Here is a 22,612-nt window from a genome sequence, read left to right as displayed (position 1 = left end):
TTTTTTATTCCACGAGATAAAGAGTTTGCTGGCTTTCTCCGCCAGGTCCTCCTCGCATTCCCTGCACGCTGTTCGTGCTGCTGGAGGAACCGCTGTACTCGTCAGATGTTATTTCTTTTCCGTTTTTCTTAATCCAGGAAACAAGTTCGCTGTTGCCTGAGTTGTTTTCTGACAGAAGGAAGTATTTCACTTTGCCTTCTTTGATCAGTTTTTTCAGTTCCGACACAGTCAGAATGGGATCCGTGCCGTTAAATCCGCCCATTGCCATAACAGATTCATTTTCGTAAATGATGTATGGCGCAGCTGTTACGGTTGTCAAAGTAGCAAATAAATATTCTTCGCCGGTATTGTGTTTTCTCAGATAGGACAGGAGCCCGCTGTCGACCTCTGAAGAGAACATGTTCCCGCCGTTTGCTGAGCCTTTGAGCTGCGGGCCGGATTCAGGAAGGACGCTGTTGCCACCGTATAGAAGCGGCGTTGCTGACCAGTAAACTGGTGTGAGAAGCAGAACGCACAAGCTGATGATGGTCAGCTGCTTACTGAACGGATGGCTGCGTTTAAGCATCAGAAGTGCAAGGGTGATGCCCAGTCCTAAGAGCCCTAGGACATACATCCATACACTGCCGATTTGGCTTGTATAAGCACTCAGAATATACACCTGGAACGCGGCTGTGATCAGAACGGCTGCCGGCAGAAGATAGCTGGACCAGTCTTTATTGTTTTTATATAAGCGGTACATCGTATACCATCCGATACCAGAAAGGGCGGCAATTGGCGGTGCCAGCATAATCAAATAATACTGGTGGAAGAATTCTGCGATGCTGAAGAAACCAGCCACCGGAACAAGCCAAGCCGCCCAGAATAGCGTTTCTTTCATTTTAGCAGCATGTCCGCGGCGATCACGGTACCAGCTGACGATTGCGCCCAGTAATCCGATCAATGAGAATGGAAGCATCCAGCTGATTTGGCCGGAAAGTGCTGATTGGAAAAGACGAAGCGGTCCAGGATCACCGGTGCCGAACATATTCACGCTTTTTCCGCCTCCACCGCCAGGCCCTCCATTTCCAGGCCCGTTGCCACCTGTGGGAGGTGTGCCTCCGCCTCCATTGAGAGCGCCGGTTTGTCCGTTAGGCGGCTGAGGCGCCTGTGAATGGTTTCCGAATGATTGATTTCTGTTCTGAGAAAAAGATGAACCGTTGCCATTTGGCGCTTGCATGTTGTCTTGATTCTGCATGTTCCCTCCGCCAGCAGCATTCATATCACCCTTTGCCAGGCCCGTAGTTTGCCCAAGCAGACGCTCTGTGCCGTTGTAGCCAAAGGCCAGTTCTAGCACTGAGTTAGTCTGGCTGCTTCCTACATAAGGCCGGCTTGAGGAAGAGGCTGAATCCACTGCAATCGCCCATGAGAGTGAAAGGCCTGTCAGAAGGACAAGAGACAGAAGCAGGGGCCCGATTTTTTTCTTCAGAGAAACCCGAGATGCAACCAGGTAGAATAACACAAATGCAGGCAATACCATAAACGCTTGCATCATCTTCATATTAAAGGCGAGCCCAATCAGGGCAAATGCCATCAGCAGCCAAACCAGCTTGCCTTGTTTTACTGCCCGAAACAGGCAAGCTGAACCGAGCAATAAGGTAAAAACAAGCATGCTGTCGATATTGTTTGTCCGGCTGACAGCTACTGCGATAGGGGTCAGTGCCATGACAAGTGCGGCAATGCGGGCCGCCCCAATTCCAAAAGTCGGCTTAATCATTCTGTAGAGAAGGAATACAGACCCAACTCCGGCAAGAGCCTGGGGAATGATGACACTCCACGTGTGAACACCGAAAATCAGTGCGAAAATCGTTTGAATCCATAACACGACAGGAGGCTTATCTACTGTCACAAATCCAGAAGGGTCAAATGACGCATAAAAGAAATTATGGAAGCTTTGCGTCATGCTTTTTACAGCCGCCAAATAGTACTGGTTCGCTGTATCATCCTGCCAAATGTGATACGTATTCAAAAAAGCTGCTCCCAGCAAAATAAAAATAAGGGCTGCGTCGAATCGTTTGGTTTTCATCGTTTTTCACCTCTTTATGGTGTCTAATTGTAAAAAACAAATATGAAAAACTTATGAATAAACCATAAATATTCAAAGAAAAAAGCGGAGATATTTTCCCCGCTTTTTATGCTGAATTTCTTTGTTTTTCTGACTGAAAAATGTATCGATCTCGTCCGGCTCCCTGTCCGGCTGCTCCCATTACGATCAGGGCAGCAATGAGAAGCACAATCGGCATCGTCCAAGAATGCGTCTGGTCAAAGAGATAGCCGACAAAGATTGGCCCGACTGCTGCCAGCAGGTAGCCGAATGACTGAGACATGCCTGACAGCGCAGCGGCCTGTTGGGCATTTTCACTGCGGAGACCAATCAAAGTGAGCGCCAGACTAATGCTGGAGCCTTGCCCGATACCGATAATGATCATCCAGATGGCAAGCAATGTATGACTTCCGCCCGCTAATAATCCGCAGAGGCCGATCAGATAAACTGAGGCCAGCGCCGCAACGATACCGCGCTGCTGTTTCACACGGTCAGCTAAAACTGGCGTCAGAAAAGTGGAAGGCAGACTCGCAAATTGCATGAGTGATACCATCCATCCGGCTGTTGCCGTATCAATCTCGTGTGAACGGAGAATTTCAGGAAACCAAGCGATGCTGCTGTAAAATAAAAACGATTGCAGGCCCATAAAGATGGTGACATACCATGCCATTTTGGAAGCCCAAATGGAACTGGATTGCAGCTTCATTGTCTGGTTTGCCGTATCTCGATGGCGCAGCTGAGGTATCCAGATCAGCAATGCAAGCAAAGCCAGCCCGCCCCATAAGAGAAAGGCTTGTTTCCATCCGCCATTCATCTGGGTCGCTAAAGGAACGCTGACACCCGATGCTAAAGCTGCGAATATATTCATTGATGTCGTATACAGGCTGATCATGATCCCTGGCTTTTCAGGGTATTTATGTTTGATTAAGCTTGGCAAAAGTACGTTACCAATCGCAATCCCGACGCCGATAAGTGCCGTTCCGAAAAACAAAGCGGCAGTATAACCGGTAGAACGAGTCAAAACACCGATAAGCAGTATCACGAGACCTAGCCATAAAGTTCGCTCATTTCCGAGGCGCTGTCCAAGCTTAGGTGCAAGCGGAGAAAGAACTGCAAACGAAAGCAGCGGCAGTGCGGTCAAAAAACCGGCTGCCCCATTGGACATGTGCAGCTCTGCCCGGATAGAGCTGATGACCGGACCGACTGAAGTGATCGCGGGCCGTAAGTTAAAGGCGATAAAGATAATGCCGGTGATCAGCCAAAATGATTGGATTTTTTTATTATGTGGATGTGGCAAAGCAGTTACTCCTCTTTTCTAACATATACATGATATTATCCCGAAACAGGTAAGCAAGTATGTGAATGAAGGCTATGATTTGTCCTCTTTTTGCAGTTCAGCCATTTTGGCAAGCAGAATATGCTGAGGCATATGCATGATCTGTTCAAGCGGCAGATTCAAGGACTCTGCAAGCTTTTGTGCAGTTTCAGCAGAAATTTGCAAAGGTCTCACAAAAGATCCCTCCTCTCTTCTGTCCATTGTACAAGAATCAGATGTGAAATGTAAGAAGATGTCACAAAGGAATAGAGCAATCGGAAAATGACCGTTATAAAAGAGGTAAGGAGGGTTCTTATGCACGCACCGTTGTCTTTATTAAAACAAATGCTGAAGGAACACCAAATAGACACTGAAAAAGCTGTCACTTTCGAAGAATATATAGCAGTGAGGCTAAAGCTTCAGGAGCTGATGGGGAAATTTGCTTCGATCGGGGAGTGGGATCTGTATCAAAAAGCGGCAGATTTGATGATGCACATAGGCATCCAATGGATGAAATAAACCGATAACCGCTAAAAAACCCTCGCTGCAGCGAAGGCTTTCATTCATTAAAATGAGTGTTCTTCTTCCACATTTTTAAACTGGTCATAAATTACAAGCTTAGACGGACTGTTTTCCTTAGCCACCTGTTTGGCCTTTTCAATAGCGGCGTCTTTAGACGTATACAAAGCTGTCGGCGCTACATTCTCCACCTCAATAAACCAGCCGTCCGCATCAACATTAGGCGTAATCGCATATTTCTTTATCATCTTTCATTCCTCCCTCATGTTTTATTGCATTTTTCCCGCCTTGTTACTGTCCGAAACGATCCAATCTGCTAACTGAAAAAAACAGGAAACAGACAATTTTTCTATTTTTTTTCTGTAGAAATGGTAGAATGGAGGTTGGAGATTTTTTAATGAGAGGACGGTGCTTAGCATGACAGACCTTCTGAATGACCGGCTTCCTCCGCAAAATATAGAAGCCGAACAAGCCGTGTTAGGCGCTATTTTTTTACAGCCGTCTGCTTTAACACTGGCTTCAGAAGTATTGATTCCAGATGATTTCTATAGAATGTCCCACCAAAAAATCTATAATGCGATGCTGGTGCTCGGTGACCGAGGTGAACCGGTTGATCTGGTGACAGTAACATCAGAGCTTGCGAACACAGACCTGCTGGAAGAAGTAGGCGGCATTTCATATTTGACAGATATCGCAAACTCGGTGCCGACAGCGGCTAACATAGAATATTACGCGAAAATCGTTGAGGAAAAATCGATTCTTCGCCGATTAATCAGAACTGCGACAACGATTGCTCAAGACGGGTATACCCGTGAGGATGAGGTCGAGGATTTGCTCAGTGAAGCGGAAAAAACGATTATGGAAGTGGCACAGCGCAAAAACACGAGTGCCTTCCAAAATATTAAGGACGTCCTTGTCCAGACCTATGATAATATCGAACAGCTTCACAATCGAAAAGGTGATATCACGGGAATTCCAACAGGGTTTACGGAGCTTGACCGGATGACTGCGGGTTTCCAGCGCAACGACTTGATCATTGTGGCTGCCCGTCCATCAGTAGGGAAAACAGCCTTTGCCCTGAACATCGCACAAAACGTGGCGACAAAGACCGATGAGAGCGTAGCAATTTTCAGTCTTGAGATGGGTGCCGAGCAGCTCGTTATGCGTATGCTCTGTGCCGAGGGAAATATCAATGCCCAGAATCTCCGTACAGGTAACCTGACCGAAGAGGATTGGGGCAAGCTGACGATGGCAATGGGAAGCCTATCGAACAGCGGGATTTACATCGACGATACACCAGGTATTCGAGTGAGTGAAATCCGTGCCAAGTGCCGCCGCTTGAAGCAGGAAAGCGGGCTGGGCATGATTTTGATCGATTACCTGCAATTGATTCAGGGAAGCGGTCGTTCAAAGGACAACCGTCAGCAGGAAGTATCTGAAATTTCCCGTGAACTGAAGTCGATTGCGAGGGAGCTGCAAGTCCCTGTTATCGCGCTTTCTCAGCTTTCCAGGGGTGTTGAGCAGCGTCAGGATAAACGTCCGATGATGTCTGATATCCGGGAATCAGGAAGTATCGAGCAGGACGCGGATATTGTCGCGTTCCTTTATCGTGATGACTACTATGACAAAGAAACCGAGAATAAAAATATTATCGAAATTATTATCGCCAAACAGCGTAACGGCCCGGTAGGAACCGTGTCTCTTGCGTTCGTAAAAGAATACAACAAATTCGTCAACCTGGAACGGCGTTTTGATGACGCAGGCGTTCCGCCCGGCGCATAAGCCCCAAGAGCTGCTCTTGGGGTTTTTTTTCATTCGAAAGATGGAAGAAATACCGTTCGCTCAGCGGATGAAAATTTGAAAGCGTTTTAATAAAATGGTGCAAAAAGGAGATGGTAACAATATGGGAAAACGTTTTTCGTCTTTTCAAGCAGCACAAATCCGAATTGCGCGTCCTACGGGCCAGCTTGATGAGATTATTCGTTTTTACGAAGAGGGACTGTGTTTGAAACGAATAGGAGAATTTTCACAGCATAACGGGTATGACGGTGTCATGTTCGGCCTTCCTCATGCCGATTATCATTTAGAATTCACCCAGTATGAAGGGGGAAGCGCTGCCCCCGTTCCCCATCCCGACAGCCTTCTTGTTTTTTATGTGCCGAATGCAGATGAACTGGCAGCGATCACTTCAAAGCTAAAGCACATGGGCTATCAAGAGGTCGAATCAGAGAACCCGTACTGGAGCAATGGGGGCGTAACGATAGAGGACCCGGATGGCTGGCGGGTCGTTTTTATGAATTCAAAAGGGATATCAGGCAAGTGATTCTTTCTTATGCTAAAGGATGAAAGTTTCGCAAGCTTTTTATGACAAAGCAGTGAGAAAACGCTTATAAAACGAATGGAAGCGAACGAATATAGATTTACAATAATTTAATGTTCGGATTTACAATTGACTTTCTGTTTCTTCACTGATAAACTTGATTTGTTTGAATAGAATCGTTTTGAAAGGTTAACGGAGGTGCACGGACATGTCTTCAGTAGTTGTAGTAGGTACGCAATGGGGCGATGAAGGAAAAGGTAAAATTACAGATTTCCTATCAGAAAATGCAGAAGTGATCGCCCGTTATCAAGGCGGAAATAACGCAGGGCATACAATCAAGTTTGACGGAATCACATATAAGCTTCACTTAATCCCGTCTGGAATTTTCTATAAGGATAAAACGTGTGTAATCGGAAACGGAATGGTTGTAGATCCGAAAGCATTAGTCACAGAGCTTGCGTATCTTCATGAGCGCAACGTGAGTACAGATAACCTGAGAATCAGCAACAGAGCTCACGTCATTCTGCCGTATCATTTGAAATTGGATGAAGTGGAAGAAGAGCGTAAAGGGGCTAACAAGATCGGCACAACGAAAAAAGGAATCGGCCCTGCTTACATGGATAAAGCAGCCCGCATCGGAATTCGCATCGCGGATCTGTTAGACCGTGACGCGTTTGCGGAAAAGCTTGAGCGCAATCTTGAAGAAAAAAACCGTCTTCTCGAGAAAATGTACGAGACAGAAGGGTTTAAACTTGAGGATATCTTAGACGAATATTATGAGTACGGACAGCAGATTAAAAAGTATGTTTGCGATACATCTGTTGTCTTAAACGATGCTCTTGATGAAGGGCGCCGTGTATTATTTGAAGGCGCACAAGGGGTTATGCTCGATATCGACCAAGGAACATACCCGTTTGTTACGTCATCTAACCCGGTTGCCGGCGGTGTCACGATCGGTTCTGGTGTCGGCCCGACCAAAATCAAGCACGTTGTCGGTGTATCAAAAGCATATACGACTCGTGTCGGCGACGGTCCTTTCCCGACTGAGCTGAAAGATGAAATCGGCGATCAAATCCGTGAAGTCGGACGCGAATATGGAACAACAACAGGCCGCCCGCGCCGTGTCGGCTGGTTTGACAGCGTTGTTGTCCGCCACGCCCGCCGTGTGAGCGGAATTACAGATCTTTCTCTGAACTCAATTGACGTCCTAACAGGAATTGAAACGTTGAAAATCTGTGTGGCATACCGCTACAAAGGCGAAATCATTGAAGAATTCCCAGCAAGTCTTAAGGCACTTGCTGAATGTGAGCCGGTATATGAAGAAATGCCAGGCTGGACTGAGGATATTACAGGTGCGAAGAGCTTGAGCGAGCTTCCGGAAAATGCGCGCCATTATCTTGAGCGTGTGTCTCAGCTGACAGGCATTCCGCTTTCTATTTTCTCTGTCGGTCCAGACCGCTCACAAACAAATGTCCTTCGCAGTGTGTACCGTGCGAACTAAATAGAATATGTCTGCAAGCCCCTATTTAAGGGGCTTGTTTTTGTTTGAAAGCCGCATATAAGTTGGTCTGAGAAAAAAATATGAAAAAAAACCAAAAAAGTTATTGCCACTTCTATTTGTTCGTGATATTATAAATCTCGTTGTTACGGAAACTGCTTCAATAGAGTACGAGATAAGAACTAGATCTAAGTCGTTTGCTCTATAGAAATTCCGACATCTTTAAGAGCCATTAGCTCAGTTGGTAGAGCATCTGACTTTTAATCAGAGGGTCGAAGGTTCGAGTCCTTCATGGCTCACCATTTCGTGAAGGCCCGTTGGTCAAGCGGTTAAGACACCGCCCTTTCACGGCGGTAACACGGGTTCGAATCCCGTACGGGTCATTGATTTACTTTAGCGTTATTGCTAAATTCCTTATTTGTCTGTGAGAGCTGACACGACAGCTCTCCGGACAATTACTGTAAGGTCCGGTAGTTCAGTTGGTTAGAATGCCTGCCTGTCACGCAGGAGGTCGCGGGTTCGAGTCCCGTCCGGACCGCCATTTTACTTTACTTAGTAGAGAAAAATAAAACATTTGGCTCGGTAGCTCAGTTGGTAGAGCAACGGACTGAAAATCCGTGTGTCGGCGGTTCGATTCCGTCCCGAGCCACTTACCAAACGCATCTGCAATCGTAGGTGCGTTTTTTCTTTTAGGAAAAAGGCAAACATGAGGAGTGTTATAATAGAAGAAAAAGGGAGAACCGGCCCTGCGGCCGGTTCAAAGAAGAAGACGTCATTGATAAAGACGCACTCCGGTGAGGGGAGGTTTCAATAAAGTTATCTTTTTTAAAAAAAGTTGACCAGCATGACAATAGATAAACAACTGGCGATAAAGGTGAAACATGTGTTTTTTTTCTAAACCTTTATTTTTTTTATCTTTTGACCTTAAACCGTTATAATAGACAAGGACCCATTCTTTACATGGGCCATAAGTGATGAAACGAATGTTATATAGATGAAATGAAGTCATTCGGCAGGAGGAAAATCAAAATGATGGATAAAAAGATCCTTGTAGTAGATGATGAAAAACCGATTGCAGATATATTGGAATTTAACTTAAGAAAAGAAGGCTATGAAGTGCACTGTGCCCACGACGGAAACGAAGCCGTTGAAATGGTAGAAGAGCTTCAGCCTGATTTAATTCTTTTAGATATTATGCTCCCGAATAAAGACGGCGTTGAAGTATGCCGTGAAGTCAGAAAGAAATACGATATGCCAATCATTATGCTGACGGCTAAGGATTCAGAAATTGACAAGGTTATCGGGCTTGAAATCGGTGCTGATGACTATGTCACAAAACCATTCAGCACACGCGAGCTCTTGGCACGTGTAAAAGCGAACCTGCGCCGCCAGCTGACAACAGCGCCTGCGGAGGAAGAGCCTTCCTCTAACGAGATTCATATCGGCTCTCTCGTCATCTTCCCTGACGCGTACGTTGTATCAAAACGAGACGAAACAATCGAATTGACTCATCGTGAGTTCGAATTGCTTCATTATTTAGCAAAACATATCGGACAAGTGATGACTCGTGAACATTTGCTTCAAACCGTTTGGGGCTATGATTACTTCGGCGATGTCAGAACGGTTGACGTAACAGTCCGCCGGCTTCGTGAAAAAATCGAGGACAACCCGAGCCATCCAAATTGGATCGTCACACGCCGCGGTGTAGGTTATTACTTGAGAAACCCAGAACAGGACTAATGACCATATGAATAAGGTTGGTTTTTTTCGGTCGATCCAATTTAAGATTACCTTGATTTATGTGCTTTTGATTATCATTGCCATGCAAATCATTGGTGTGTATTTTGTCAATCAGGTAGAGAAGTCGCTGATCAGCTCTTATGAACAATCGCTGAATCAGCGAATCGACAACCTTTCTTATTATATCGAACAAGAATATAAGAGCGATAACGACAGCACCGTCATAAAGGATGACGTCAGCCGTATTTTGAATGACTTCACGAAAAGTGATGAGGTTCGGGAAATTAGCTTTGTAGATAAAAGCTATGAAGTGGTCGGTTCTTCAAAGCCGTATGGTGAGGAAGTGGCAGGGAAACAAACGACCGATCTGATTTTCAAAAGAATTTTTTCTACCAAACAGTCGTATTTAAGAAAATATTATGACCCGAAAAGCAAAATCAGAGTTCTTATTTCCGCGAAGCCCGTCATGACTGAAAACCAAGAGGTTGTCGGCGCGATCTATGTTGTCGCGAGTATGGAAGATGTCTTTAATCAAATGAAGACGATCAACACGATATTGGCGTCCGGCACAGGTTTGGCACTTGTTTTGACGGCTCTTCTCGGTATTTTTCTGGCAAGAACCATTACCCATCCGCTTTCAGATATGCGAAAGCAGGCGATGGAGCTTGCGAAAGGGAATTTCTCGAGGAAGGTTAAAAAGTACGGGCATGATGAAATTGGGCAGCTGGCCACAACGTTTAACCACTTAACGAGAGAGCTTGAAGATGCCCAGGCGATGACTGAAGGAGAACGCAGAAAGCTAGCCTCTGTCATTGCCTATATGACAGACGGCGTAATCGCTACAAACCGAAATGGAGCGATTATTCTCTTAAACAGCCCGGCGCTGGAGCTGTTGAACGTTTCACGTGAAACAGCCTTAGAAATGCCGATTACGAGTTTGCTGGGGCTTCAAGAGAATTATACTTTTGAAGATTTAGTGGAGCAGCAGGATTCTATGCTGCTTGAAATTGAGCGCGATGATGAATTAACGGTGCTTCGCGTGAATTTCTCTGTGATTCAAAGGGAACACGGCAAAATTGATGGTTTAATCGCTGTCATTTACGATGTAACCGAACAAGAGAAAATGGATCAGGAACGCAGAGAATTCGTTGCGAATGTATCACATGAGCTGCGGACGCCGCTTACGACAATGCGCAGCTATTTAGAAGCGTTAGCTGAAGGCGCGTGGGAAAATAAAGACATTGCTCCGCGCTTCTTAATGGTGACACAAAATGAAACAGAGCGTATGATCCGGCTTGTCAATGATCTGCTTCAGCTGTCGAAATTTGACAGTAAGGATTATCAATTTAACCGGGAATGGATTCAGATTGTCCGGTTTATGTCGCTTATTATTGACCGTTTTGAAATGACAAAAGAGCAGCATGTGGAGTTTATCCGCAATCTGCCGGACAGAGATCTGTACGTCGAGATCGACCAGGATAAAATTACGCAGGTGCTCGATAATATTATTTCTAACGCTTTAAAATATTCACCGGAAGGCGGACATGTCACGTTCTCGATTGATGTCAATGAAGAGGAAGAACTTCTCTATATCAGCGTGAAGGATGAAGGGATCGGCATTCCGAAAAAAGATGTCGAAAAAGTCTTTGACCGCTTCTACAGGGTGGATAAAGCGAGAACGAGAAAACTTGGCGGCACCGGTCTGGGATTGGCGATTGCCAAGGAAATGGTACAGGCGCACGGCGGAGATATTTGGGCGGACAGCATAGAAGGAAAAGGCACGACGATTACATTTACTCTTCCATATAAAGAGGAACAAGAGGATGATTGGGATGAAGCGTGAAAATATAAAAACGATATTACTTACGGTACTCGTCGTCATCAGTCTTGTTTTTACATGGGGGATATGGACGTTCCAGCCAAACTTTTCTGAAGGCTCATCCTCAACAGAGTCTACTGTTCGTGTGAAACATAAAATCGAAAAAACCACTCAAAAGCTGTCTGAAACGGTAAGGCCAAGGGACATGTTTATCCATGATGACGGCGCTCATTACAAAGTGGATGACAATGCCCTCTATGAAGAAATTTGGTCTGACTTGCCACATTGGGATGTGAAAGGAATTAAAGATATTTCGGATCAGTATGACAAGGCTGGATTCAAAAGCTGGTTTTATGGAATAGGCGGTTCTGAAGCCAAGCTTGACTTGCAATTCAGCGATACGATTCCGATTGATATTTTCCAAACGCTGTTTAAATGGTCTAATCAGTCGTTTGAATACAGTTCGTTTGACCATATTCTGATCCCGTTCAATGAAACAAAAGCGAACAAGAAAATCTATTTGGTGTCATACAGCAAGCAGCTCATTCTTGAAGTGACGGTTGAATCAGCAAACTACCGGAACATTATGAACGACTTGAAAAACAGGCAATCAAATATGCCGGCGTTCAGTTTGTTCTCCATTGGCTCAAAGAAAGAGTTCTTGCTGCCGAACAAACCGCTTACGATGGACAAAAAAGAATTTGTCACAGAATCCATTAAAACAAATACCTTTAAGCAGGCTTTGTTTAGTGATCCGAGCATTGTAAGAGAAGATTCGAATTACAACAACAGAAATGTGCTGACAGATGGGATCAGCCGTTTAGATGTGAATCTAAGCCAGCGACAGGTGCAATTTCAGCAGCGCAATTTGGTGCAGAGCACATCCTATCAAACAGGTGAATTAATCAAAAAGAGCCAAAAATACCTTGAGGATACCGGAAGCTGGACGGATCACTATCAATTTTTCAATATCAATGACAGCCAGCAGCTGAGCTTCTATATCTTTATGGATCAGATCCCGGTCATTAACAGCACAGCCAAACCTTTCGGAGCGACATCGGCGATTACGGTGCAATGGGCGAATGATGATATTCTCAGCTATAAGCGGCCGAATTACAGTCTCGGAACGAATCCGATTAAAACAAGTGAAACAGAGCTCATGAGCGGCAGCGAAGTGAGGATGCTGCTTTCGAAACAAACCGCTTATGATACGGACAAAATTGATCAGATCTTCCTTGCTTATCAATTGGTATCAACATCAACCAATGATGATCCTCTCGTTGAACTGGAACCGGTTTGGGCGATGAAAGTAAATGGAAAAATTGTGCCGATTACAAAGGATTTATTGAGGAAGGAGGGGGCTAACAGTGGAGTGGAATAAGACAAAATCAATCTTCATCGTTGCCTTCCTCATTTTAGATATTTTCTTAGGCTATCAGTTTTTTCAAAAATGGCAGGCTACCGGCAAAGAATATGAAGTCATTAAAAATGATGTCGAGCATGACATGAAGGCCGATCATATCACGTATGAAGGTTTGAATAAGGAAGCGACAGAAGGTTATCGGATCACGGCAAATCAAAAGTCTTTCTCCAAGGAGGAAATTGAGGCGCTGAAGGATCAAAAGCCTTTAATGGACATGCCTAGTGATGATCATAAAGTAACGAGCCTGAAAATGAAGTTTGCAAATCCAATCGCCCTATCAAAGAAGGATATCGAGGACGATGCTCAGGCACTTGTTTCTTCGAAAATTCAAGATGGCGAAAAATATAAGCTTTGGAAGGTTGATAAATCGAAGAAAGAAATTATTTTCTTCCAAACGTACGAAGGTCATTATATTTACCAAAAGACCGACAATCCCTCTAATATGATCGGGCAAGTGGTGCTGCACTTAAACGGTAAAAACGAGGTTGTGTCATACGACCAGACTACGCTTGAGACCTTCAAGCAAATCCAGAAAGAAAGCTTAATTACTGAAATGGATGCGGTTGAGCTATTGTACTATCAAAATCAATTAAAAGAATACAGCACTGTGAAGAGCTGTAAATTCGGCTATGTAGCACAATATCCGCTGACAAGTACGCAGGTGCTGGCGCCGGTATGGAGAATTACGGTCGAGTACGAGAAAAAAGTGAACGGTGAGAAAAAGACAGTACAAGAGTATTTTACTGTGAATGCTTTGGAGAGTACGATTTTAGATACAGATCAATGAAAATAATGGAGTGAGACAAACATGAGCTTGCAATTTAGCGTACTTGCGAGCGGGAGTACGGGAAATGCGTTTTACCTCGAAACAGAGGATCACGCATTTTTAGTGGACGCCGGTTTGAGCGGGAAAGCCATGGATGGGCTGATGGCGCAGATCGGGCGTAAGCTGGATGATGTAGACGGCATTTTTGTGACGCATGAGCATAGTGACCATATTAAGGGCCTTGGTGTCGTCGCCAGAAAGTACAAGCTTCCGATCTATGCGAACGAGAAGACTTGGAAAGCGATGGAGAATCAAATCGGCAAAATTGACACCGATCAAAAGTTTGTATTTCCGATGGAGACGGTAAAGTCGTTCGGCGGACTTGATGTTGAATCGTTTGGCGTCTCCCACGATGCGGCGGAACCGATGTTTTATGTATTCCATTATAACGGCCGAAAGCTCGCATTAATGACAGATACGGGATATGTCAGCGACCGGATGAAAGGCATTATCCGTTCAGCGAATGTGTTTGTGTTTGAAAGCAATCACGATGTCGGTATGCTGCAAATGGGGAGATACCCATGGAGCATTAAGCGGCGGATTTTAAGTGACGTCGGGCACGTGTCAAATGAAGATGCTGCCTTGGCGATGACGGATGTCATTGGTGATGAGACGTCTCGTATTTACCTGGCGCATTTGAGCCAGGACAACAACATGAAGGAGCTGGCAAGAATGTCTGTACAGCAGACATTGGCTTCTAAAGGATTTGTGACGGGTGAGACATTTGACTTATACGACACTGATCCGAAGAAGGCCACTCCGCTTTGCGCTGTATAATTTTTCTATGTAAATCATGACTATTCTAGGAGTTTCTAACCCACAATATAACCATATTAACGTTCTTGGAAAGGATGGAATATGGTGGATTACGAACGTGAGGAAGAACATACTACTCCTGAACAGCCAAAGAGAAGCAAAAAAGGATATTTTCTTTCGAGTCTGATTGGCGTGATTGTCGGTGCCGTATTAATGGCGTTTATCATGCCGTACCTTTCAAATGAAGGGCTAGATACAGGCGCCTTAGATCAGCAGCAAAACAACAATGGCCGGGAATCAATCAGGACGGTGAATGTCAGTGTCAACAATACGGTCACCAAGATTGTCAGCAATGTGTCGCCCGCCGTTGTGGGTGTTGTGAACATCCAAAAATCAGATATACGGGGAGAGAGCGGCGAGGCTGGGAGCGGCTCTGGCGTCATCTATAAGAAAAATGACCATTCCGCTTATGTCGTGACCAACCATCATGTCATCGAAGGCGCTTCCCAAATTGAAATCAGCTTGAAAGACGGCTCACGTGTATCAGCTGATCTTGTCGGCAGCGACCAGCTGATGGACCTTGCCGTTTTACGGGTGAAAAGCGATAAGATTAAAGCAGTCGCCGATTTCGGAAATTCAGATAAAGTGAAGTCTGGGGAGCCGGTTATTGCGATCGGGAACCCGTTAGGCCTTGAGTTTGCTGGCTCTGTCACACAAGGCGTCATCTCGGGTACGGAGAGGGCGATCCCAGTAGATTCAAACGGTGATGGACAGCCTGACTGGAACGCAGAAGTCCTGCAAACAGATGCGGCCATTAACCCTGGGAACAGCGGCGGTGCTTTGTTAAATATGGATGGGAAGGTCATTGGCATCAATTCAATGAAAATTGCCGAGTCGGCGGTTGAAGGGATTGGCCTGTCGATTCCATCTAAGCTCGTGATCCCTGTGATAGAGGATTTAGAGAGATACGGAAAGGTCAAACGCCCGTTCCTTGGCATTGAGATGAAATCCCTAAGCGACATCGCAAGCTATCATTGGGATGAAACATTAAAGCTTCCTAAGAACGTCACCAATGGAGCGGTTGTGATGGGTGTAGACGCCTTTTCACCTGCTGGAAAAGCGGGGCTGAAGGAACTGGATGTCATCACGGAATTTGACGGATACAAAGTAAATGATATTGTTGACCTGCGAAAACGGCTTTATCAGAAAAAAGTCGGTGACCGGGTGAAGGTGAAGTTTTACCGCGGCGGAAAAGAAAAATCTGTAGACATCAAGCTGTCCTCCGCAGACCAATTAGGAAGTTAATCAAAACAGTCTGGCATCGTTTGCCAGGCTGTTTTGATATGCAAAAAAAACTGAACAGGGGTCACGCCCGTTCAGTTGAAAAGGATATATCGAATATGAAGAAAAATACAAGATGGATGTTACACGTGAAACAGCAGCAAATGGCTGTTAACTGCAAATACCTCCATTCTCAGCATTCACTTTAATGGTTTGTACCGTGTGGTTGCTGGCTGTGATGGTGATGATGTACACATAGGTGCCATTTTCTTTCTTCAATGCAGAAGATGTGACGGTGCCTATGCACTTGTTCAACGCAAAGCTTTGTGCTTTTGCTTTTGTGATCGCGGCTTGTTTATTTTCAACGTGATGCTTGACGATTTTTCCGCTGCTGCAGTTAATGTTAAAGGTGTGAATTTTGCCATCCTCACCAAGCACTTTAATGACATAGACATAAACGCCATCTGCTTTCTTCATTTGTGCTGATTGAACTGCGCCTTTGCACTTCTTTAAAACGACAGTTTTTGCTTTAGAGAGCGTAATAGAAGCCTGCTGCTGGGTTTGAACTTTAGCAGTGTCCTCTTTATGCAGAACAGCCGCGTGTGCGGATGATAAAGAACTGATTGAAATGACCGCGCCTAAAGCAGCTGCAGAACATATTTTCATATTCATTTGTAGGTCCTCCTTAGAAAAAGAACTGAACGCGGGTCACACACGTTCAGTTTAAAAGAGTATTTAGAAAAAGGTAGACATGAACTTAGAACTTTGTGTTAAAACAAGACTGGTGTTATACGTTGAATTTCAGTTATTTTACTGCTGGCAAGCAGTTATTTTATTTGCAAATGCTTCCGTTTTCAGCGTTCACTTTCACTGTATGTTCAGTGTGGTTTTGGGCAGTGATTTTAAACACGTAAACGAATGTGCCGTTTTCTTTCTTCAAATCAGTAGATTTCACTGTGCCTTTACATTTATTTAGTGCAATTTGATGTGCTTTTGTTTTTGTAACGGCTGCGTTTTTCTTTTGCACTTCTTGTTTTACGATTTTACCGCTGTCACAGTTGACATGAATTTTATGAGTGCTTCCATCTTCGCCAAGCACTTTGACAACGTAGATGTATGCGCCGTTTTCTTTCTTCAGTTCAGAAGATTGAACTGCGCCTTTGCATTTGTTGAGTGCGATTTGATGCGCTTTTGTTTTAGAAAGATGTGCTTGTTTCTTTTGCTCGTGTTTTGCGACTTTGCCGTTTTCTCCATTGATATGGAACGTGTGAAGGCTTCCGTCTTCACCCATTACTTTCACGACGTAAGCGTAAACACCGTTTTCTTGCTTCAGCTCAGAAGATTGAACCGCACCTTTGCAGTTTTTCAAAGCGATCGATTGGGCTTTTGTTTTGCTGATATAGCTTTGTTTCTTTTGAACATCATGTTTCACAACTTTGCCGCTGTTGCAGTTGACGTTCATCGTATGCTGTTTGCCGTCCTCACCGAGAACTTTCACAACATATACGTATGTGCCATTCACTTTCTTCATTTGGGCCGTTTGAACAGTACCTTTGCATTTGTTCAAAGCAACCTGTTTTGCCTTTGCTATTGTGATGGAAGCCTGTTGCTTCGTCTCAACCTTCGTTGATGTATCATCCTTTTGAATGACAGCGGCGTGAGCAGAAGTGAAAGAACTGATTGAAATAATCGTTCCCAGTGCAGCTCCTGATAAAACTTTAGTGATATTCATGTGAGATTCCTCCTTTATTTCATTGTTGGCTGTACCAACTAAGGCAATTGTATAGGCCGAAGCTGAAAATCAAATGAGGGCTGGCTGAAAACTTGCTGAATTCAGCTGATTTTTAGGGAAGATTCAGTTTGTTTTCAGTTAAAAACGAATAATAGGAGGGGAAGGGAAAAAACTAATCAGAGGTTTATGCCAACTAAGGAGAGAGCACAGCATGAATAGGATGAAAGGCATCAAGATTTTGCTCGTGGACGATGAACCGGCGATATTAGATTTTTTGACAATGGGTCTTGAAAATGAAGGCTTTGAAGTGAAGACAGCAGCTGACGGAATGACAGCGATGAACACCGTAAAGACATTTCAGCCGCATGTGGCCATCTTGGATGTGATGATGCCCGGAATGGATGGACTGGAAGTATCGAGGATGATGAAAAAAACCGGCCATACCGCCGTTATTATGCTTACGGCCAAGGATGAGGTGGGGGTTCGGGTAAAAGCGCTGACAGAGGGCGCTGATGATTATATGATCAAACCCTTCAGCTTTGAAGAGCTGCTGGCGCGAATCTATGCGAGAATTCGGGATCACTTTCCCAACTTGTTTGAAGAATTCGCGCTCGGTCCGTTTCGAATTGATGATCGGCGCAGAGAAATCCGCTATCAGGAAGAGGTGCTCAAGCTTTCAGCAACAGAATACGAGCTTTTAAAGTTTTTGGTGCTGAATCACGGCCTTGTGCTCAGTAAAGCAAGGATTCTGGATAAAGTATGGGGGTATGATTTTTATGGAGAAGAGAATATTGTTGAAGTGTACATTCGTTCCTTGCGGGAAAAATTGAATGACAAAAAGCATGAAGTGATCCGAACGGTTCGGGGTGCGGGCTATCGGGTGGATATTGAATGAAAAAACGATTCAAAACACTGCGCTTTCAGCTTTTATTCCGCTCATTATGCATTCTCGTTCTTCTATTGGTGTTTGTCGGCGCTATGCAATATGTGTTTGGAAAACGCCTCTTATATGAAAACCGAGCTGTCAGCATTCAAAGTTATATCAACTCAACGGAGCCAACCATCTGGAATAATATTAAAACATACAAAAGCCATCCCGACAGCTCGGAAAAGTCAGATGGTGCTGTCCGTCCCGCCTTTATCTATCCGGGCGTGACCATTGTTTTTATCGATAAGAAAACAAAAGACAGTACGGTATTGTCGACCGATCCATATGCGGGAGCACCGCCAACAGTGAAAAAAAGTGTATATGATGAGGCATTAAAAGATACGATGGCCTTGCATTACAAAATCACGAAAAATGAATCCGGCGAGGAAGTGCTGATTGTGTTTCAGGCTATTACTATTGATGGAAAAGAAGCAGGCGTGATCCAAATGAGTACTTTAACAGAACCACTGAAGGACGTACTGCTCCGGCAAATCAGCATTTATTCCACGCTCTCGCTGGTTGCGCTCCTGCTCGGGCTTTTCACGTTCTTGCCTGTGGTCAGACATACGCTTAAACCGTTATCACAAATGGTACATATGATGGGAGAAATCAATGCAGGAAATTTGAATAAAAGGCTTCCTGTATATCGAAAACAAATGGAAATCGATACGCTTGCCATTTCGTTTAATCGCATGCTGGAGCGGATTGAAACGTCATTTAAAGCAGAAAAAGAAGCGAAGGAGCGCATCCGGCAATTTGTATCAGACGCTTCACATGAATTGAGAACGCCTTTAACGTCCATACACGGTTTTATCGAAGTGCTGCTGCGTGGCGCCGCGCTTCAGCCGGAGCAGAGAGATAGGGCGCTGAATAGTATGTATGAAGAGTCGAAGAGAGCCACTCGGCTGATAGAGGATCTGTTGTTTTTAGCAAAAATTGATCGGGTGCCGAGCTTTGAAATGAAGAGAGGAAATCTCGATGCGCTCATAAGGGAGATGGAGCCGCAGCTCAGTCTGCTTGCAAAAGAAAGAAGACTGCAGCTGTGGCTTGAGGATGATGCTGAAGCGGTGTTTGACAGAGATAAGATGAAACAGGTCATTTTGAATTTGGTTTATAACGCGGTGCAGTATACAAATGAGAAAACCGGTGCCATCACCATCTCTCTGCAAAGAGGCAGTGACGGCGTGAGGTTGATGATAGCGGACAACGGCACAGGCATCGCGCCGGAACATTTGCCGCATTTATTTGACCGGTTTTACAGGGCAGACCCATCCCGCTCCCGGAAATATGGAGGGTCGGGATTGGGTCTTGCCATAACGAAATCGATTATCGACAGCCACAATGGGTCGATTGACGTGAAAAGTGAAATAGGCAGAGGCACTGTTTTTCTGATTAGGCTTCCTGCCCCGGATTATTCGTTAGACGAGTGAGAAAATTTCTTCAGCCGATATTGGAGGCTTTGTCTGCTGATGCCAAGCTCCTGAGCAGCTTTCGAGATATTATGGCCGTGTTTTCTTAACACGTTCTCTATCACATATTTTTCGAAGCTTTCCATTTTTTCTTTTAAGTCCGCGGCTGGCTGGTGTCTTGGTGTTTCCGGCTCTGGGATGTCAGCCGGCTTGATTTTCATTCGGTATTGATAGGGCAGATGGGAAGCCGTAATCGTGTGCTCGTCCGTCATGAAATTCATTGCGCCTTCGATCATATGCTCAAGCTCGCGAATATTTCCCGGCCAGTCATAAGAAAGGAAAAATTGTTTCACGTCATCGCTGATGTGTTCAACATTCATTTGGAACAGATGGTTGTTTTTCTGGATGAACTCCGACGCGAGAAGCAAAATGTCTTCTTTTCGTTCCCGAAGCGGCGGGATGATCAGTGTGACGACACTCAGCCTGTAATACAAGTCCTTCCGCATTCGTTCGCCTGCAATCGCATCAATTGGATCTTCATTCATCGTGGCAATAATACGTACGTCAATCGGTGTATCCTTTGTAGAACCGATGCGCCTGATTTTCCGTTCTTGAAGGGCGCGCAGCAGCTTTGCCTGAAGGCTGAGATTCAGCGAGTTGATTTCATCTAACAGCAGCGTCCCGCCGTGGGCTTGTTCAAACAGGCCGGGCTGGTCGACAGCGCCGGTAAACGCGCCTTTTTTCGTCCCAAACAAAATGCTTTCCACAAGGCTGTCTGGCAGTGCCGCACAGTTTTGCGAAATAAACGGGCAGCCAGAACGATTGCTTCCATTATGGATACTTTGCGCGAACAGTTCTTTTCCCGTGCCGGTTTCGCCTGCGAGAAGCACAGATGATGACGTACGGGTTGCCCGCTTGGCGTTTTCGATGACGTCTTGAATGGCCGGACTGGTGCCGAGAATACTGTCAAACGTATAGGTTGTGCTGCCTTTTTTGTTCATATTCTCCCTGATCAGCCGTTCAAGCTTTGTCACATCCTTGGCAATTTCAACGGCGCCTCTGATTTTGCCGTCTTGGACGATGGGATATGTATGATTGATCGTCGTAATTTCCTGGCCTTTATTATTGAAATAGCTCTGTTTGACGTTTTTAATCGTCTTGCCTTCCTGAAGAGCCTGTACCAGTGTGCTGTCCTGCTGCTTTGAAAACATAAACACATCCATCAGGTTTTTATTCAAGACGTCATGCTTCTCCATATCTTCAATCTGCATCATTTTATTGTTATAAACGATTGTGTTTCCATGCTCGTCTACCACGTGCAGGCCAACATCGATTTCATCTAAAATACTCTGAAAAACCAATGTGAGGAATTCGCTGTCTTTGACCACTGTATGAACCTCCCTCAATTATTTTCTTAATATTGCTTCTATTTTATAAAAAAACGGAGAGGATATGCAAAAGAATTTTGCACTCACTGAATTTTTTGCTCGAAATATCAGAATGTTTTTGCACCTTGTCCTCGAAAATTGTAGAAAACACACGAATTCTTGATTTGGCACAGAACTTGCATTTATATAAAGGGAAAGCAGGATAACATGTTGAAACAGAAAACAAGGGGGAATTCAAATATGCCAGCTTTATCTAAATCCAAAGAAATTATTGATCAGACGTCTCATTACGGAGCCAACAATTATCATCCGCTCCCGATTGTTATTTCTGAAGCGCTGGGTGCTTGGGTAAAGGACCCGGAAGGCAATGAATATATGGATATGCTGAGTGCTTACTCTGCGGTAAACCAGGGGCACAGACACCCGAAAATCATTCAGGCATTAAAGGATCAGGCTGATAAAATCACCCTCACGTCACGCGCGTTTCATAACGATCAGCTTGGGCCGTTTTACGAAAAAACAGCTAAACTGACAGGCAAAGAGATGATTCTTCCGATGAATACAGGAGCCGAAGCGGTTGAATCTGCGGTGAAAGCGGCGAGACGCTGGGCGTATGAAGTGAAGGGCGTAGCAGACAATCAAGCGGAAATTATCGCATGTGTCGGGAACTTCCACGGCCGCACGATGCTGGCGGTATCTCTTTCTTCTGAAGAGGAATATAAACGAGGATTCGGCCCGATGCTTCCAGGAATCAAACTCATTCCTTACGGCGATGTGGAAGCGCTTCGACAGGCCATTACGCCGAATACAGCGGCATTCTTGTTTGAACCGATTCAAGGCGAAGCGGGCATTGTGATTCCGCCTGAAGGATTTTTACAGGAAGCGGCGGCGATTTGTAAGGAAGAGAATGTCTTGTTTATTGCGGATGAAATTCAGACGGGTCTCGGACGTACAGGCAAGACGTTTGCCTGTGACTGGGACGGCATTGTTCCTGATATGTATATTTTGGGCAAAGCGCTTGGCGGCGGTGTGTTCCCGATCTCATGCATTGCGGCGGACCGGGAGATCCTAGGCGTGTTTAACCCTGGCTCACACGGCTCCACATTTGGCGGAAACCCGCTTGCATGTGCAGTGTCTATCGCTTCATTAGAAGTGCTGGAGGATGAAAAACTGGCGGATCGTTCTCTTGAGCTTGGCGAATACTTTAAAAGCGAGCTTGAGAGCATTGACAGCCCTGTCATTAAAGAAGTCCGCGGCAGAGGGCTGTTTATCGGTGTGGAATTGACAGAAGCCGCACGTCCGTATTGTGAGCGTTTGAAGGAAGAAGGGCTTTTATGCAAGGAAACGCATGATACAGTCATTCGTTTTGCACCGCCATTAATCATTTCCAAAGAGGATTTGGATTGGGCGATAGAGAAAATTAAGCACGTGCTGAAAAACGCATAAATCCGCACCATGGCGGGATATTCACTTCGTTTGTATAAATTTACAACAGAAAAATCAGCACTCCCTATTTGCTCAGCTACAGTATTTTAGTATAATGTATCTTTATGAGAAGAAGTGAATTTTATATTAAAT

General features: G+C 45.0%; 20 protein-coding genes, 4 tRNA genes and 1 pseudogene. 18 read left to right on the top strand and 7 right to left on the bottom strand.

Translation table 11 applies throughout. The features are described 5' to 3' along the window. Positions 1–4: 4 nt before the first annotated feature. The 3 genes from MHB62_RS20970 to MHB62_RS20960 form a co-directional block, all read right to left on the bottom strand. The gene (locus MHB62_RS20970) at positions 5–2,062 is read right to left on the bottom strand and encodes a glycosyltransferase family 39 protein (protein WP_160215006.1); all 2,058 of its coding nucleotides are present in this window, start codon (positions 2,060–2,062) and stop codon (positions 5–7) included. 106 nt (positions 2,063–2,168) lie between these two features. Further along, the gene (locus MHB62_RS20965) at positions 2,169–3,377 is read right to left on the bottom strand and encodes a CynX/NimT family MFS transporter (protein WP_032722799.1); all 1,209 of its coding nucleotides are present in this window, start codon (positions 3,375–3,377) and stop codon (positions 2,169–2,171) included. A gap of 72 nt (positions 3,378–3,449) precedes the next feature. Next, positions 3,450–3,590, bottom strand: coding sequence for a YycC family protein (locus tag MHB62_RS20960; RefSeq protein WP_003242786.1), 141 nt, complete (start codon positions 3,588–3,590; stop codon positions 3,450–3,452). Positions 3,591–3,710: 120 nt separating this feature from the next. Here MHB62_RS20960 and MHB62_RS20955 point away from each other — a divergent pair, with 120 nt between their 5' ends. After that, positions 3,711–3,914: a hypothetical protein gene (locus tag MHB62_RS20955; protein ID WP_015250806.1), complete on the top strand. Its 204-nt coding sequence runs from the start codon at positions 3,711–3,713 to the stop codon at positions 3,912–3,914. Between the two features lie 47 nt (positions 3,915–3,961). Here the strand turns inward: MHB62_RS20955 and MHB62_RS20950 are convergent, their stop codons facing one another. Then, positions 3,962–4,162 carry a DUF2188 domain-containing protein gene (locus MHB62_RS20950; RefSeq protein WP_003226922.1) on the bottom strand — a complete coding sequence of 67 codons (201 nt, stop codon included), beginning with the start codon at positions 4,160–4,162 and terminating at the stop codon, positions 3,962–3,964. 169 nt (positions 4,163–4,331) lie between these two features. On the opposite strand from MHB62_RS20950, the gene dnaB reads away from it, so the two are divergent. The 14 genes and pseudogenes from dnaB to MHB62_RS20880 all read left to right on the top strand — a co-directional run bounded on the left by dnaB (position 4,332) and on the right by MHB62_RS20880 (position 15,752). Beyond that, complete coding sequence (dnaB, locus tag MHB62_RS20945) at positions 4,332–5,696, top strand: replicative DNA helicase (protein WP_003226923.1); 1,365 nt, start codon at positions 4,332–4,334, stop codon at positions 5,694–5,696. 121 nt (positions 5,697–5,817) lie between these two features. After that, positions 5,818–6,237 (top strand): VOC family protein, encoded by a 420-nt coding sequence (locus MHB62_RS20940; protein ID WP_032722797.1) that lies wholly within the window; start codon positions 5,818–5,820, stop codon positions 6,235–6,237. Positions 6,238–6,442: 205 nt separating this feature from the next. Next, positions 6,443–7,735, top strand: coding sequence for an adenylosuccinate synthase (purA, locus tag MHB62_RS20935; RefSeq protein WP_003226929.1), 1,293 nt, complete (start codon positions 6,443–6,445; stop codon positions 7,733–7,735). 223 nt (positions 7,736–7,958) lie between these two features. Further along, positions 7,959–8,034: transfer RNA gene (locus MHB62_RS20930), tRNA-Lys, on the top strand. A 9-nt stretch (positions 8,035–8,043) separates the two neighbouring features. After that, a tRNA-Glu gene (locus MHB62_RS20925) sits at positions 8,044–8,115 on the top strand. An 81-nt stretch (positions 8,116–8,196) separates the two neighbouring features. Continuing rightward, positions 8,197–8,273, top strand: a tRNA-Asp gene (locus MHB62_RS20920). Positions 8,274–8,308: 35 nt separating this feature from the next. Then, positions 8,309–8,381, top strand: a tRNA-Phe gene (locus MHB62_RS20915). A gap of 383 nt (positions 8,382–8,764) precedes the next feature. Further along, on the top strand, positions 8,765–9,472 hold the full coding sequence (walR, locus tag MHB62_RS20910) for a cell wall metabolism DNA-binding response regulator WalR (RefSeq protein ID WP_003244363.1): 708 nt from the start codon (positions 8,765–8,767) through the stop codon (positions 9,470–9,472). 7 nt (positions 9,473–9,479) lie between these two features. Beyond that, on the top strand, positions 9,480–11,315 hold the full coding sequence (gene walK, locus MHB62_RS20905; RefSeq protein WP_009968432.1) for a cell wall metabolism sensor histidine kinase WalK: 1,836 nt from the start codon (positions 9,480–9,482) through the stop codon (positions 11,313–11,315). Beyond that, complete coding sequence (gene walH / locus MHB62_RS20900) at positions 11,305–12,672, top strand: WalRK two-component regulatory system regulator WalH (RefSeq protein ID WP_032722849.1); 1,368 nt, start codon at positions 11,305–11,307, stop codon at positions 12,670–12,672. The genes walK and walH overlap by 11 nt, the downstream gene beginning before the upstream one ends. Beyond that, positions 12,659–13,501, top strand: a complete 843-nt coding sequence (gene walI, locus MHB62_RS20895; protein ID WP_003244037.1) for a WalRK two-component regulatory system regulator WalI — start codon at positions 12,659–12,661, stop codon at positions 13,499–13,501. The genes walH and walI overlap by 14 nt, the downstream gene beginning before the upstream one ends. A 21-nt stretch (positions 13,502–13,522) precedes the next feature. Further along, positions 13,523–14,317 carry an MBL fold metallo-hydrolase gene (locus MHB62_RS20890; RefSeq protein ID WP_003226939.1) on the top strand — a complete coding sequence of 265 codons (795 nt, stop codon included), beginning with the start codon at positions 13,523–13,525 and terminating at the stop codon, positions 14,315–14,317. Between the two features lie 81 nt (positions 14,318–14,398). Then, positions 14,399–15,601: a serine protease HtrC gene (gene htrC, locus MHB62_RS20885; protein WP_015250812.1), complete on the top strand. Its 1,203-nt coding sequence runs from the start codon at positions 14,399–14,401 to the stop codon at positions 15,599–15,601. A 20-nt stretch (positions 15,602–15,621) separates the two neighbouring features. Then, a pseudogene (locus tag MHB62_RS20880) lies at positions 15,622–15,752 on the top strand (hypothetical protein). On the opposite strand, the gene MHB62_RS20875 reads toward MHB62_RS20880, so the two are convergent. Both MHB62_RS20875 and MHB62_RS20870 read right to left on the bottom strand, forming a co-directional pair. Beyond that, entirely contained in the window at positions 15,749–16,249 is a 501-nt protein-coding gene (locus MHB62_RS20875; protein WP_032722795.1) for a PepSY domain-containing protein, read from the bottom strand. The pseudogene MHB62_RS20880 and the gene MHB62_RS20875 overlap by 4 nt on opposite strands. A gap of 160 nt (positions 16,250–16,409) precedes the next feature. Further along, a complete protein-coding gene (locus tag MHB62_RS20870; protein ID WP_015250814.1) occupies positions 16,410–17,309 on the bottom strand; it encodes a PepSY domain-containing protein in 900 nt (299 codons plus the stop codon). 211 nt (positions 17,310–17,520) lie between these two features. On the opposite strand from MHB62_RS20870, the gene MHB62_RS20865 reads away from it, so the two are divergent. Together MHB62_RS20865 and MHB62_RS20860 are read left to right on the top strand one after the other, a co-directional pair. After that, positions 17,521–18,204 (top strand): response regulator transcription factor, encoded by a 684-nt coding sequence (locus MHB62_RS20865; protein WP_024573086.1) that lies wholly within the window; start codon positions 17,521–17,523, stop codon positions 18,202–18,204. Continuing rightward, on the top strand, positions 18,201–19,667 hold the full coding sequence (locus tag MHB62_RS20860) for a cell wall metabolism sensor histidine kinase WalK (RefSeq protein WP_032722793.1): 1,467 nt from the start codon (positions 18,201–18,203) through the stop codon (positions 19,665–19,667). The genes MHB62_RS20865 and MHB62_RS20860 overlap by 4 nt, the downstream gene beginning before the upstream one ends. On the opposite strand, the gene rocR is transcribed toward MHB62_RS20860, so the two are convergent. Further along, positions 19,649–21,034, bottom strand: a complete 1,386-nt coding sequence (gene rocR / locus MHB62_RS20855; protein ID WP_019712624.1) for an arginine utilization regulatory protein RocR — start codon at positions 21,032–21,034, stop codon at positions 19,649–19,651. The genes MHB62_RS20860 and rocR overlap by 19 nt on opposite strands. Before the next feature lie 240 nt (positions 21,035–21,274). Between rocR and rocD the strand changes: the two genes are divergently transcribed. Further along, the gene (gene rocD / locus MHB62_RS20850) at positions 21,275–22,480 is read left to right on the top strand and encodes an ornithine aminotransferase (protein ID WP_019712623.1); all 1,206 of its coding nucleotides are present in this window, start codon (positions 21,275–21,277) and stop codon (positions 22,478–22,480) included. The last annotated feature ends 132 nt before the right edge of the window (positions 22,481–22,612 follow it).

Origin of the sequence: Bacillus sp. FSL K6-0255, assembly GCF_045040725.1 — a bacterium.
GTDB lineage: Bacteria > Bacillota > Bacilli > Bacillales > Bacillaceae > Bacillus > Bacillus subtilis.
Note: the sequence above shows the minus strand (reverse complement) of the source record. Positions and strands in the feature narration are given on the sequence as shown.